Annotated in this window: 12 protein-coding genes and 3 pseudogenes; 1 reads left to right on the plus strand and 14 read right to left on the minus strand. The window is 62.1% G+C overall.

Annotated elements, in window-relative coordinates; translation table 11 throughout:
- Positions 1 to 58 precede the first annotated feature (58 nt).
- Positions 59 to 304, minus strand: a pseudogene (locus V6590_RS20940) (transposase); the annotation flags it as partial.
- 207 nt (positions 305 to 511) lie between these two features.
- Positions 512 to 1,280, minus strand: a pseudogene (locus V6590_RS11365) (transposase).
- Positions 1,281 to 1,309: 29 nt separating this feature from the next.
- Here V6590_RS11365 and V6590_RS11370 point away from each other — a divergent pair.
- A complete protein-coding gene (locus V6590_RS11370; protein WP_335423024.1) occupies positions 1,310 to 1,534 on the plus strand; it encodes a cytochrome D1 domain-containing protein in 225 nt (74 codons plus the stop codon).
- Between the two features lie 260 nt (positions 1,535 to 1,794).
- On the opposite strand, the gene V6590_RS11375 is transcribed toward V6590_RS11370, so the two are convergent.
- The 12 genes and pseudogenes from V6590_RS11375 to V6590_RS11430 all read right to left on the minus strand — a co-directional run bounded on the left by V6590_RS11375 (position 1,795) and on the right by V6590_RS11430 (position 13,635).
- Positions 1,795 to 2,538, minus strand: coding sequence for a cyclic nucleotide-binding domain-containing protein (locus V6590_RS11375; protein ID WP_335423025.1), 744 nt, complete (start codon positions 2,536 to 2,538; stop codon positions 1,795 to 1,797).
- A 76-nt stretch (positions 2,539 to 2,614) separates the two neighbouring features.
- Positions 2,615 to 3,040 carry a transposase gene (locus tag V6590_RS11380; RefSeq protein ID WP_335423375.1) on the minus strand — a complete coding sequence of 142 codons (426 nt, stop codon included), beginning with the start codon at positions 3,038 to 3,040 and terminating at the stop codon, positions 2,615 to 2,617.
- Positions 3,041 to 3,326: 286 nt separating this feature from the next.
- Positions 3,327 to 3,561, minus strand: a pseudogene (locus tag V6590_RS11385) (IS5/IS1182 family transposase); the annotation flags it as partial.
- Between the two features lie 532 nt (positions 3,562 to 4,093).
- The gene (locus V6590_RS11390; protein ID WP_335423027.1) at positions 4,094 to 4,498 is read right to left on the minus strand and encodes a c-type cytochrome; all 405 of its coding nucleotides are present in this window, start codon (positions 4,496 to 4,498) and stop codon (positions 4,094 to 4,096) included.
- Between the two features lie 11 nt (positions 4,499 to 4,509).
- The gene (locus V6590_RS11395; RefSeq protein WP_335423029.1) at positions 4,510 to 5,415 is read right to left on the minus strand and encodes an FAD:protein FMN transferase; all 906 of its coding nucleotides are present in this window, start codon (positions 5,413 to 5,415) and stop codon (positions 4,510 to 4,512) included.
- Between the two features lie 4 nt (positions 5,416 to 5,419).
- Positions 5,420 to 5,992: a nitrous oxide reductase accessory protein NosL gene (locus V6590_RS11400; protein WP_335423030.1), complete on the minus strand. Its 573-nt coding sequence runs from the start codon at positions 5,990 to 5,992 to the stop codon at positions 5,420 to 5,422.
- Positions 5,989 to 6,810 carry an ABC transporter permease gene (locus V6590_RS11405; RefSeq protein WP_335423032.1) on the minus strand — a complete coding sequence of 274 codons (822 nt, stop codon included), beginning with the start codon at positions 6,808 to 6,810 and terminating at the stop codon, positions 5,989 to 5,991. Before V6590_RS11405 ends, V6590_RS11400 begins: the two co-directional genes overlap by 4 nt.
- Positions 6,810 to 7,709, minus strand: coding sequence for an ABC transporter ATP-binding protein (locus V6590_RS11410; protein WP_335423034.1), 900 nt, complete (start codon positions 7,707 to 7,709; stop codon positions 6,810 to 6,812). Before V6590_RS11410 ends, V6590_RS11405 begins: the two co-directional genes overlap by 1 nt.
- Positions 7,675 to 9,003 (minus strand): nitrous oxide reductase family maturation protein NosD, encoded by a 1,329-nt coding sequence (locus tag V6590_RS11415; RefSeq protein ID WP_335423035.1) that lies wholly within the window; start codon positions 9,001 to 9,003, stop codon positions 7,675 to 7,677. The genes V6590_RS11410 and V6590_RS11415 overlap by 35 nt, the downstream gene beginning before the upstream one ends.
- 2 nt (positions 9,004 to 9,005) lie before the next feature.
- Entirely contained in the window at positions 9,006 to 10,949 is a 1,944-nt protein-coding gene (gene nosZ / locus V6590_RS11420) for a TAT-dependent nitrous-oxide reductase (protein ID WP_335423040.1), read from the minus strand.
- 29 nt (positions 10,950 to 10,978) lie between these two features.
- Entirely contained in the window at positions 10,979 to 13,168 is a 2,190-nt protein-coding gene (locus V6590_RS11425; protein ID WP_335423377.1) for a 4Fe-4S binding protein, read from the minus strand.
- Positions 13,168 to 13,635 (minus strand): hypothetical protein, encoded by a 468-nt coding sequence (locus tag V6590_RS11430; RefSeq protein ID WP_335423042.1) that lies wholly within the window; start codon positions 13,633 to 13,635, stop codon positions 13,168 to 13,170. Before V6590_RS11430 ends, V6590_RS11425 begins: the two co-directional genes overlap by 1 nt.
- Positions 13,636 to 13,655 lie beyond the last annotated feature (20 nt).

Raw genomic sequence — 13,655 nt, forward strand, 5'->3', positions numbered from 1 at the left:
CCTTCAGTGGGTGGAGTAGTCCCCCCATTTTTGTGGGAGCTTGGTCGGAGAATTTGTGCGTCAGTTCTCCAGTATTCGCATGCAGCGTCTTCACAACAATAATCAGCTCAAGCTCAGCTTTCAGGGCCTCCGCAAACTCCCTTGTTGGGCCCTCAAGCATCTGATCTCTCCATTACTTGATCTGGTTCAGGTGAGCGTCGAAATTCTGCACCAACTCGATCAACGTCTTCTCGCCCTTGATCGCCACCACCGCCACTTTCGCCTTGAATGCCGGGCTTTGGTTCCGGTGCAATCGTGTTGCCATGGTCTTCTCCTCGCTCGCAGCATCATGCCGCGCTTCCGCAGAAAATCCACTTATCCCGGCTGTTCGGGTTTCCGCAACCATCTCTGTGGGCTGATGTCTTTAGCGGGCCAAACAAGGGGCAGATGCACATCATCGACAAGCAAAACCTTGAGGTGGTGAAGGTGATGTGGCAACCTCCCCATTTTTGACGGGGTGCATTCGTAGAACTTACGCGGCCATCTTCAGTTTCTGGGCGGGTGTGATGCCGCCGATGCCCATGTTCGGGCGGTCGTTGTTGTAAGTCCAGAGCCATTGCGTGGCGAAGTCCTGTGCCTCCTCGATGGTTTCGATGATGTATTGGTCGAGCCATTCACGGCGGACGGTTCGGTTGTAGCGCTCGATGCCGTCGGGTGGGGGCATCCACCGCATCAGTTCAAAATGCGTCTGGCGCGCTTCAGCCGTTTGCGGGGCTTGATCCGCAGGTTCAGTTCCAGCGCGCAATAGATGCGATAGACGCGCTTGTGGTTCCAGGGATGGCCTTTGACGTTGCGCAAATGCAGGAAACACAGGCCAAACCCCCAGGTCTTGCGGGCATCGGTCAGCCCGACCAGCAGGTCAGCGATCTCTTCGTTCTCGTCCTTCAGCTTCGGGCTGTAGCGATAACAGGTCTCGCTGACCCCGAAGGCCCGGCAGGCCAGCGCAATGCTGACCCCGTGGCGCGCCACCGCTTTCTCGGCCATCTCGCTGCGTTGAGACGGCCGCGTCATTTTTTTCCGAGAGCCTCCTTCAGCAGATCGGCCTGCATGCTCAGGTCCGCATGCATCCGCTTCAAGCGCCGGTTCTCTTCTTCCATGGCCTTCATCTGGCTGATCAGGGACGCGTCCATGCCGCCATACTTGGCGCGCCACTTGTAAAACGTCGCGCTGCTCATGCCATGCGCCCAGCTCAGCTCGGCCACCGGCATCCCGCCTTCGGCCTGCCGCAGGATCGCAAGGATCTGCGTCTCAGTGTATCTCCTCGTTCATCTTGGCGAGAAAATTCTACTTTTGCAGCCCATTACTTTCGGGGGGGATTACCCTGTCCCCCAAACCTGACGGGACAGTCGCGCATGCCGAATTCACCCACGATGGTTGCCGCGCGCTGTTCTCGATCTCAGAGATGGACGGGGCAGTGATCGTCTATGATACCGCCACCCAGACCGGGCTGCACCGCCTGCCGATGGTGAAACCAGCAGGAAAAAATAATTACTGACGCAAGGTCAACTTCGAAGATGGCACCGGCAGTTGAGACGCGAAGAATCGCGGAACGGCGCGACGGCTTTGGCTGATCGTGTAGCCCTTTGCCACTACTGCCGCCACTATCAGCCTGTGGCTGCTGGGATTGATGGGCACTAGGCTGGGTCTGCCTGCCGTGTCGCTCGTAGCGGCGATAAGGCATTCACTGCCGCTCAGCCTGCTTGCAACCTTTGCCACCCGAAGCCGGATCTCAGGGTTGATCGCCAAGGCAGAGGTTTAACTCGCAACACCCTGTGGAAGACTGACCCCCGCAGTCGCTCCGCCGGTGTCGGGTCCATCGATCAGCGGATCGGGCGGCACAAATGCCTGCAACCGCGCCATATCGATTATGGTCACCTGCTGCCCCTTTACCTGCACCCCCACCTCGTCCAGCGTTCGGATTGCACGGGACAGGTTTTCAGGAGTCATGCCAAGATAGGATGCGATCAGGCGCTTTTCCACGCTCAGCGTAAAGCGCGCAATTCCCCCAAGATTGCGTGACTGCTTCAGCAGGTAGGCGGCGATCCTCTCACGCGAATTGCGCAGTTTCAGGCACTTGGCATGGCGCACAACTGCCCGGTAGCACCCCGCCAGTTCGGTGATGGTGGACACCGCGAATTCCGGGTCGCGCCGGAACACAGCACGCAGATCAGAAGCTGGCACCAGCAACAGGCGCGATCGTTCGAGCGTGCGCGCCGACATCAGATAGGGGGCATCCTTGATACATGCCGCAAGAATAAATGTGCCAATGGGATTGACGACTGCCATGGTGCATAATCTGTTTTCCCAGTTGGCATAAAGCTCCACCGATCCCTCAAGCACCACATGCAGGAAATCCGCAGGGTCGCCCTGACGGATCAGTTCCATTCCGGCCGGGAAAGTTTGGGCATAGGCACCCTGGACCAGCTGCTCAAAGCTTACTTTAAGCATGTCGCGAAACAGGGGCAGGTGGCGCACCTCTGCTATATCGTGGGGCCTCATCGATATCTCCGTTCAATGGATACACATGTCAATCATCGATGAGAAAATTGTCAATTGAACCGCCCGCCGAACCCGTTCATAAAGTCGAATTGATACTCATTAGCAACTGTATCTGTAAGCCCGTCGCAGCGGTCCATTTTTGACGGCTCTTGCACGGCGCATCAGCGATGGTGACCACCTTTCTGGCGACAGGTGTGATGGTGACCTTGTGCGGTTTTCCAGCCTTGCGGAGGCGATCTGCAAAGGACTTCAAGCTTGGGTTGTGATGTGCCGCGACCAGCGCCGCCTGGAACATTAAATGCCGCAGGGCACGGCGACCGCCTGCGATGGCCCGTTTTACGCGAAGGGTCCCTCTGTCAGGCGCGACAGGTGCCAATCCAGTGAGTGCGGCAGCCTCTTCGTCAATGATGGTACCGATCGCGAGCATTTCAGCGATCAGCAGTGTGTTGGCAACCGGGCCGATTCCTAGGACAGAGCAGAGTATACTGGCGGTCTCCGACAGGCCACGCTGCCCATGGCGGTCAACCGCCCGCCATTGTCTACTTCAACGCAACCCAAACCGATAAGCAGGTGCAGGAAGTAGCTTAAACAACCCCGGAAACTGTCCAATAATTGGGGCTTAGCTCACACATCCAGTCCGACAAACAGCTTCACCCCGAAGTCCTCCCGATAGATTGGATACGGGAATGGCGCCAGCTTGCCCTCAATATTGGAACGGTAACGGGCGCGTCGCAGCGCAGTCCCCGCCGTAGCATTTCGTTCTCGCATCATAGAAAAAACATAATGATTGCGACGCGCCGACAGTCCTTCAGGCGCCCGAACATGATCTCGATGCGGTTGGGGACGTTTCTAGCGGCGCTTGTCGTGCCTGATGGGATTGCCACGAGACTTCCTGACGGGGATGCAGGGCTTGATCCCCTTGTCTTTCAACGCTTCCCTGAACCAGTCGGCATTGTAGTCCCGGTCGGCCAGAAGCCACTCTGCCTTTGGCAGGCTGCCCAGCAGGGCCGCTGCGCCGGTGTAGATGCGCTTCCTTGATTGCATGACGGTGCTTGTGGAAGATGAGGCCGCTGACGTGCCCGCGCTGGTCCGGCAAGAGTGCTAGGACATGCAGGCGCGAATCACCGAGCGCCCCGCGAAACTCAAGGCGCTGGCCAGCCGATCGGACACGGCGCGCCGACTCCAGATCATGCCAGATATGGGACCGATAACGGCCGTCGCGGTCGAAGCGTTTGGACCCGAGATGGCACAGTTCAAGACGGGGCGCAATGTCGCGACTGGGTTGGCTTGGGCGGCCATAGATTCCGCTGTGCAACTGGCCGTCACGAATGATAGCGCACAAGCCGACAAAGCTGGTCGCGATCGCGCTGGCCAACAAGGGACTTGAGTGGTCTCCTTAGGCCATGACCTCGGCAACCGCATGGCCTCTTGATGCCAATACGTCGACCTGCCCGAGCTTGGCGACGATCTCCCTCTCCTCTGGGGCATTCCGTTATCCTCCAGATAGCTCGGGAGCCATACCGCATGGCGACCTACTTTTCAGGAGCAGACCAGTTCACTTCAGTGTCGCTAGGTAAGCAGCCATATCCTCGCCACCCTTGGTCAACTTGAACGTCATCTTGGTTTTCGCCTTGTCGTCGCCCGTGACCCTTCTCAGAAATGCGCCCGGATCGGCCACATACTCGGCGATCTGCGCCTCGTCCCAAACGATGCCTTTTTCCTTGGCCTCAAGGATACCGTCACCGTATTTGAAATCGGCCGACGAGGCGACCGGCTTGCCGACGATGCCGAAAAGGTTCGGGCCGGTCTTGCCGCCCTTCTGGATCTCGGTGCCATCGGCACCGATGATCGAGTGGCAGGCCTTGCATTTCTTGAAGTCAGCCTCGCCCTTGGCGGCATCGCCGGCAAAGGCCGGGACGGTCAGACAAAGGGAAAGAACGGTGGCTACGCGCAACAGCATGGCATTTCCTTTCATGCGGGCAAGAGGGATTCGATTTTGACATCGGCGAAGTGGTCGCAGACGGCGTCTGCCTCGGCCTTGACTTTCGTCAGGCAAAGGGCGGTTGACAGCGCGTCGGCCAGTGCGGCCTGCGGCGCCGTGACGGAAACGGCACGCCAGGCCGCGCGCTCGGGCTGGCCGGTGCGCGGATCAAGGATATGGCCAAGGCGGCCCTCGGGGTCGAAGGTCGTGCCCAGCGGGGCCGATGTGGCCAGTGCCCGTCCCCGCAACCCGACCTCGCCGCCTTGCGCCAGCTTGACGGGCCAGACCCCGCCGTCGGGCTGGCCACCAAGGGCGCGAAACTCGCCCGTATCGATCAGGATGTCGGTCAACCCCTCGGCTTCAAGCAGCGCGGCGACGCGATCGGCCACAAAGCCTTGCGCGATGCCGTTCAGCGTCAGCGCCATGCCCCTCTCCACCGAGACAGCGTCGGCTTCTACGCGCACCCGACCCCACCCGGTCAGCGCCAGTGCTTCTGCAAGCTCGTCTCCGGCGATCCGGCGCCCGGCAATCGCCGCTTCGGCATGGGCCTCCCATAGCCGCTGCACAGTCGGATCGAACAGCCCGCCACTCGCTACATGGACCGACCCGGCCAGCGTCAGACACTCCAGCAACTCAAACGGCGGTGCATCCAGCCGGCCCGTGGCATTCAACCGCGCCAATGCGCTGTCGGGACGATAGAGGCTGAACACCCCTTCCAGGCGGTCGATCTCGGCCGCGGCGCGGGCGGTGATCGCGGGCGCGTCAGGATGGGTGATCCGGATTGTCGCGCGTGCCCCCAAGGCGGCACCGCTCCAGACATGGGGTGAGGCCATCGTCCGGCGCGGAAGCGCGACAGCCGCCGCCGAAATGGTCAGGAATCTGCGCCGGTTCAACATGGTCTTACCCCTCGTTTCGCTGCGACAGGGCGCGCAGGCGGTCTTTGAAATCTTCGTCATCCGCGGAATCACCTACGGGATCGACATCCGCAACCGGTGCGATCACCGCAGAATCCGGCACCTCCGCCAGATCCATCACCGTCCCGCCATGCTGATCTGCAAAGTCTCTCGCGGTGGCGGCATCAGAGAATGGCACCAGTTCGGGCGCGCCCATGCCCCCCTCGCGCGCGGACCCCACGACGAAATGCGCAGTCTTCGCGTCGATCCAGTTCGCGGGTCCGGGCACCTCCCATGTGGCGCCGGGGGCACCCATGTCATTGACCCATATCGCAAGAATGGTGTGGCTTTGCTCAGGCAGGCGCGAATAGGCGATGGCGTCGCGTACTTGGCTGAAGAACAGCGGTGCGCCGGGTAATCCTTCGAGATGCACCTGTGCCTTGGGGCCGGGGTGCTCGTTCAGGTTCATCTGGCAATAGTGCCCGATGGCCTCGTCGGTCAGCGTGATCGGATCGACCGCCTGGGCGACCTCGTCGCGGCAGGCCGCCAGCATCAGCACCAGGATCAGCGCGCGTTTCATGGTGTCACCTTGCGGAAGGCGGCCGTGGCAAGGGCCAGCGCGACCATTGGCCAGGCCAGAATCGACAGCGCCGATTGCCAGATCGGGATGGCCGCAGCCGCTCCGCCGACACCCGAGGCCGCAGCCGTCGCGTCAGATGCCGAAAGGTTGAACAGCCGGAACGCATCGGCCGGATTGGCCAGCAGCGCGACCGGGAACAGATCGGTGGTGAACCAACCGCCATCATCGGCGACGACCGCCGCCAGCAGCCCAAGGTCATAAAGAACCACCAGCCCCAGCCATAGCCCGATTGCCAGCCCCGCCGCCCCCGATGGCCGCCGCGCCAGCGCCGAAAGCGCATAGCCCGCACCAAGGAAGGTGGCCCCCAGAAGGACCGAGGTCCAGCCAAGCCGCCACAGCGCCGGAAGGCCCGCCACCGCAGCAGGATCGACCGCCAGCGCCGCCGCCGCCGCGATGCCATAGCCCACGCCCACCGCCAGCGCGAGGATCGCGACATGGGCCGCGAGCTTGCCCAGAACGATCTCGATCCGTGCGACCGGATAGGTCAGCAGCAGGGGCAGCGTGCCGCGTTCGACCTCTCCGGCGATGGCGTCAAAGCTCATCAGCAGGGCCAGAAGCGGCACCAGATAGACGGAAAGCGAGGTCAGCGAGGCGACAGTCACCGACAGCCGGTCAACGCCCAGACCGCCCGTCGGCGCCGAGCCTGCGGCAGAAAGGACCAGCGCGAACAGCGCCATCAACACAATGGCGATGGCAACCCAGCGGTTGCGCAGCGCAATGCGGAATTCGGTTCCCGCAGTCGCAAGGACACGATCCATCATTGCCCCTCTCTCTGGCTGAAGTGGCTGTAGATGTCTTCAAGGCTGGGCGGGATCACGTCGATATCGACCACATCCGGGCCAAAGGCGGCGATGCGGGCCAGCGTCGAGAGCTTGTCCTCTTGCGCGCAGGTCAGATGCAGCAGGCCGCCCGCGTCGATCCGCGCGCCCGGCAGGCCGGCAGCGATCGCGCTCGCATGGCCGTTATGGGCGGTGACGGTCATCGCGACCGGCAGCGAGGCCACGCGGCGCAGATCGGCCAGAGTACCCTCGGCCACCAGACGACCGCGCGCCAGGATCAGGATATGGTCGGTGCGCGCCTCGACCTCGGTCAGTGCGTGCGACGACAGCAGGATCGCCGCCCCCTCGGCCGCGAGCCCGTCAAGCAGCGCATAGAAATCACGCCGGGAGACGGGGTCGAGCCCGCTGGTCGGCTCGTCCAGAACCAACAGCTTTGGATGCCCGATCAGCGCCTGCGCAAGGCCCACACGCTGACGCATCCCCTTGGAATAGGTGCCGATGCGCCGTCGCGCCGCATGGGCAAGCCCCACGCGATCCAGCAGCGCCAAGGCCTGCGCCGGTTTTTCGCCCCGCAGGCGCAGATAGTAGCGCAACTGCTCTTCGCCGGTCAGCGCAGGGTGGAATGCCGCGTTTTCCGGCAGGTAGGCCACGCCCGCGCGCGCCACGGCCGAACCCGGCGCCGCACCCAGGACCTCGACCGTGCCCGAGGAAGCCGGGATCAACCCGAGGATGATCTTCATCATCGTTGACTTGCCGGCGCCATTATGCCCCAGAAGGGCCACGCGCTGCCCTGGCGCCACCGCCAGCGACACATTGGTCAAGGCAGAAACGCCGTCGAACCGCTTAGTGAGTGACGAGATTTTCAGGGTCGATATCATCATATTCACCTTTTGCCCAACGACCCGCCGCCTCTGCCTCAGGGGCGAGCATTTCGGAGGGCACAGCGATGTCGAGCGGGGTCATCAGCGGGTGACTGTCCGTCACGCCACCGGGGAGTGTAGCGGGAAAGCTGGCTTGCGACCAGCGGATCAGTTGCACCGCTGGGGCGCCCGTGAGCAAGGCGACGGCAGGCTGCGACCACAGAATGTGGTCCATCAGGTCATTCGGGCGGAACACGCCATCGGCAATGCCGTCGCCGTTCAGGTCAAAGGCCGGATGGTCGGACCAAAAGTTCCCGCGCCCTTCGAAACTCCATTCGATATGGCGGGTGCCGACATATTTCACCTGCTCGCGGTTCGACAGGAAGGTGTTCCCGGTCAGCACATTGCGCTCTGACCCGGCGGTGAAATGCACGCCGATCCCACAGTCCTGAAAGCGGTTGCCGTAGATCAGGTTCTTGTGCGCATTGTAGATGAACAGGCATTTCTTCGTGCCCCCGCGTACGAGATTGCCTGACACATCGGCGCCGTTGGCATAGTTCAGCATCAGCCCGTGTTCGCGATCACCCAAAGACAGGTTGTTCAACACCTGCACGCGATCCGAAAACATGATGGCAAAGCCCAGATGGTTGCCGATGCTGATGTTGCCCGAAACCTCGGAGTCATGCGTGTACATGTAGTGCACGGCGAAGCGCAGGTCGCGGAAGCTGTTGTTGCGGTAGGTCCCCTTGCGCGAGGTGTTGGAAAAGATTCCATCGCGGCCAAAGCGGACGGAATTGCCCTCGACCACTGTGCCGGGGCTGTTCCAGATGTAGATGCCGTTGCCACGTTCGTTCATCCGCGCGTTCTGGCGCCCGATGATTTCGTTGTTCGCCACCCGCGCGTCGCGACCGCCATGCACGTCTATGCCGTGCATGTTGTCCTGCAGCAGCAGGTTTTCGATCACCGCACGGTCGGCGCCCTTCAGGATCTTCACGCCGGCGTCAAGTTGCTGGTTCATCGCCCCCGATCCAGTGACGGCAAAGCCCTGCAGCGTCACGTCGGGCGAACTGATGGTAATGACCGTGCCATGCCCCTGTCCGTCCACGATGGCGTCACGCGGTCCTTGCAGGGTCAGCGGCCGGTCGATGGTGACGGGACCAGTATAGGCCCCGTCGGTCAGCACAAGCACATCGCCGGGAGAAGCCCCGGCGATGGCGCTGGCAAGGCTACCCTGCCCCGGCGGGACATGCCGCTCCGCGGCCCCCGCCATCGGGGCGACAAGCAGTGCAAGGGCAAGGGCAAGCCGCTTCATGATCAGGCGCCCTTCGGTTCCACGAACATCCGGCCGCGCATCTCCATGTGCAGGGCATGGCAGAACCACTGGCAGTAGTACCAGTAAACACCCGCAGTTGCCGCAACGAAAGTGACCGACGAGGTCTGCTGCGGCCCGATCTCCATCGCGACGCCGTGGTTGCCCATGGTGAAGCCATGGGTCAGGTCGTCGATGTCGTCGAGGTTGGTGATGACCACCGTCACCTCGTCGCCTTCCTTGACCGTGAACTCCTCCAGCGCGAACTGCGGCGCCTGGCTCGACATATAGACGCGCACCTTGTTGCCGTCGCGGATCACGGTGTCCTGATAGTCATCCAGGTTCACCCCATCGGCTTCGGCCTGCTTGCGGGTTTCGGCCCACATCGCGTCCTGACGGTCCCAGACCGACTTGATGCCGGTCATCTTGCTGGCGTGCACGGCGATGGCGTCATGCGGCTCGGCGAAGGTCGGACCGTCGTGGATGACCACCATCTTGTCGCCCGAAATATCGATCAGCTGATCGTTTTCCGGCTTCAGGGGACCCACGTTCAGGAAGCGGTCCTTCGAGAATTTGCAGAGGCAGACAAGATACTTGCCATCGGCCTCCAGCGTCTCACCCATCGAGGTCTTGAGGTGACCCGGCTGATACTGCACATCGACCTTGTCGAGGATCGGATCGACCTTTTCACCGTTGAACGCCTGAATGGCCTTTTCGATGTTCCACTTGACCACCTGGCTATCGAGGAAGAGCGAGGTATAGACGTTGCCCTTGCCGTCAAAGGCGTTGTGCAGCGGCCCGAGCCCGAGTTCCGGTTCTGCCACAACGGCGCTGCGCGGATCGGCGTTGTCGGTGAACAGCGGATCGAGCTTCGTCACGTCGATCACCGTCACAGTCGGCGAGAGCTTGCCCCCGATGCAGAGGTGCTTCTTGTCCGGCGCCATGTTGCAGCCGTGCGGGTTGTTTGCGATCGGGATATAACGGGTGAACTGGCTGTTCGCCTCTTTCCGGCCGTCCAACACCTTGACGCCGTTCACCTCTTCGAACTTGCCGTCGGCGATGGCCTTTTCGATCTCGGCGATGTTGAACACGACCACATGGTCCATCTCGGAAGCGGTCATGTCCGCGAGGTTCATCCCCATTTCCGAGTTGTACGAGGTCGAGAAGGCCCACTTGCCCTCATAATCGGCATCGCAGTTGTCGAGGTTACCGGAAACCAGCACCTGCCATGCAACGTCCCACTTGTCGGCATCGACGGCGGTAAAGACGTTCACATAGGTCTTCACGTCAGCCATGGTGCTGCCGTCGTTCACCAGCGGCGCTTCATCCTCGCCGTTGCAGAACACATAGTTCGACCGCGGCCATTTCTGCGGACGCATGCCGTGGATGCCCTTGGCGTTCGGGATCTCGAGAATGGCGTCGCATTTCATCACGTCGGCGCGCACACGCGCCACGCGGGTATTGGCCTTGTCGTTCATGAACAGATAGCGACCGTCGTACTTGCCCTCGGTGTAGGACATGTGGACGTGATGCAGGTCGCCGTTGTCGTGGATCTTCTTGCCGTTGGCTTCCAGCAGCTTCTTGGTCTTGTCGGTCATCGTCCGCTGGTGGACACGGATCGATTCATTTGTCTGGCCCCAGCCGGTGGCCGAGCAGCGGTTGAAGACCGGAACGCGCATCAGTTCGCGCATGGACGGAATGCCAAGGATACGCATCTCCCCGGTCTGACCTGAGGACCAGAAGCCGTAGTATTCGTCCAGTTGCCCCGGCGCCACGTTGAAGCTGCCGGTCGAGGCATGAGCAGCACCCGTGCCCGCGACAGTCGCTACACCAAGCGCGCCAGTGCCAAGTGCCAGGCGACCGCCGACCGCGCCGGCGAGTGCCGCACCGCCGGCCGTGGCGCCAAGCAGCATGCGGCGGCTGATCCCTGTCTTGTTTTCGGTTTCCATGATGGAACTCCTTTCAGATGGAAGACTGTTTATCGGGCTGCGTTCGGGTGCCCCGTCGGGGGCTTGCCCAGGATCTCGGGGGCCGCGCCTACCGTCTCGCGCCGTTTCAGGCGTTTGATGACGACGGGGCAGATGGTTTTCGACTGGTAAAGCACCTGGCAATGCAGGCAGTTCACACATTCATTCGGGTTGATCTCGCCGGTCGGATGAATAGCCTGCACCGGGCACTGATTGGCGCAGGATTGGCAGGGGTTGCCACATTCCTTGTAGCGCTTCAGCCAGTCGAACATGCGGATGCGCGCCGGGATCGCAAGTGCCGCGCCCAGCGGGCAGAGGTAGCGGCAATAGAACCGCTCGACGAACAGCCCCGCCAGCAGCAGCGCGGCGGCATAGGCCACAAAGGGCCAGGCCCGCACGAATTTCAGGATGATCGCGGTCTTGAAGGGCTCGACTTCGGCCAGATGCTCAGCCTGCTCCACGCTCATCAGCGAGACGCCGAAAAGCCCAAGGAAGATCATGTACTTGACTGGCCAGAGCCGCTCATGCAGGCCCCAAGGCAGCATCCACTGCGGCACATGCAGACGCCGCGCGATACGGTTGGACAATTCCTGCAGCGCGCCAAAGGGGCAGAGCCAGCCGCAATAGGCCCCGCGGCCCCAGAACAGAAGCGCCGCCGCCACCGCGAACCAAAGGATGAAAGTCAGCGGGTCAAGCAGGAACGCCTGCCAGCTGAAGCCTGTGACCAGCGCACCGAAGAGCGCCATTAGGTTGACGACGGAAAGCTGCGCATTGGCGTACCAGCCAAGAAAGACAAGCGTCACCGTCAGATAGGCCATGCGGAACCAGAAGAAGGCGCGCGCATTGCGGGTCGCAATACTCTGGAAGAAGAACACCACCGTCAGGACCATCAGCATAACGCCCAGCACGACAATCTCGGCCTTGGACCCCAGCCAGATCTTCTTCCACAATTCGGCCTGTGCCGATCCTTCGTCCTGCGCCGCTGCGGCCTGTGCCACCGAAGGCTCGGCTGTGGGTGGCGGGGCGACGGCGCGCAGGTACTGTGGAGGCAGTTGGTAGCCCAGATCAAACGTCGTGAAGACCTTCTCGATCGGCCCGACCTCACGTTGGACCAGAAGTTGCAGACGGAAGGGCTTGGTCGGATCGAACCCGGTCTCGGCGGGGACCTTGAACAGATCCATCTCGGTGAAATCTGGAGTGCCTTCGGCGGCGATGCTGACAAGCCGCCGATGCATCTTGTCGCGGAAGCGCACCGCGACATCATCCTGAATCAGCACGATCCGGTCGAAAATGCCGCCGCGCACATAGCCTGAACCCTTGAAGCTGTAGAGCCCGCGCCCCGCAACCATGATCGCATGGTCGCCATCGGCCAGCCAACCCTGGAGGTTGGCGAAGTCCTGTTCGCCCAGCAGGGCCTTGCCGATCGCTGGCACCGAGACAAGTGCGGTCTGCATCTCGACAAAAGTCGTCTCCGGCGCCTCAGTCATCGCGCGTTCGGCTGCGCGCTTGTCCTCGATCGCCGCGAAGGCAGCGTTCACCTGGCCCACACCCAGCGACAGACGGCGCAGCGTGCCATCCCCCTCCATGGTTATCCAGTCGGACGGAGCCTTGGCCTCGGGGTTGAACTCGAACGCGGGCCCCGCGCTGGCGGCCTCGGGCGCAAGTCCGCCGAGGCCCAGCACGCGCGCCACCTTGAGCCCTGAGCGCACGATCGAATCGTCGATCACCATCACCGTGACTGTCGCGCCCGAGATGATGTCCACCTCATGGCTGGTCCCCCCCGAGTTTGCCTCGGCCACCAGATCGAGCCCGACATAGGCCCCGACCAGCGCCTTGATCTTGGCGTCCGGGATCCCGATCAGGACGATGGGTTCGGAATGCTTGACCAGTTGCACGCCGATGATCTTTGCATCAGCGTCAACGGCAACCATGGTGTGGATGGGTTTGCCGGAATAGCCGGTCGTTCCCACGAAATCTGATGTGATAAAGGCCCAGCTGATGGTCTCGCCGCCCTTCAGGACGGGTGCGACGGCGGCATCCTCGCGGATCGGGCCAAAAGCCTCGGCGCCCGGCACCAGATCGGCTGGCGGCACCTCGGACAGGAATTTGTCCAGAACCGTCGCGGCAACGGCGGGCGAAAGGGTTGCGATGGACAACCATACAGTCGCGGCGAACAGGGAAAGCAGACGGACAAGTTTCATCATCGGGCAACCTCGCTGAAGTGCCCGATGGGTCGCACGATCCATCCACGACTCACTTGACGAAACTCAAGCGAAACGAAGAGAGATCCGGCGACGTCGTCGATCCGGTTCACTTTGGCTTGGGGGTGGAGTGGGGGGCCGCGCGGCATCGGATAGAGCGCGCGATCGGGGCAAACGACTCGCCCGGCACCAAACGTGACAGTATGGGCCGAAAGGTCAGGGGCGGTCAGTGCGAATGCCTGCTGGAGAACAAAGGCATCGACCGCGGCAAGACAGCTTTGACACTTGCAGCATTCAGAGGCGGGCTTTGCGGGATTTCCGGTGACGTCGAGCAGGATCGTCTCGGCCCCGTCATCGCCGCAGATGACCAGTTCGGTCAGCGGACCGGACGCTGCCGCCGGCGTCGCCAGCGCCGCGCCGTATAGCGCAAGCGCCAACGACATCGACAGGGCAAGAAGGGCGCGCATCAAGGTTCGCATGTGGGGTT

This window comes from Gemmobacter denitrificans (genome assembly GCF_036964905.1).
Classification (GTDB): Bacteria; Pseudomonadota; Alphaproteobacteria; order Rhodobacterales; family Rhodobacteraceae; genus Gemmobacter; species Gemmobacter denitrificans.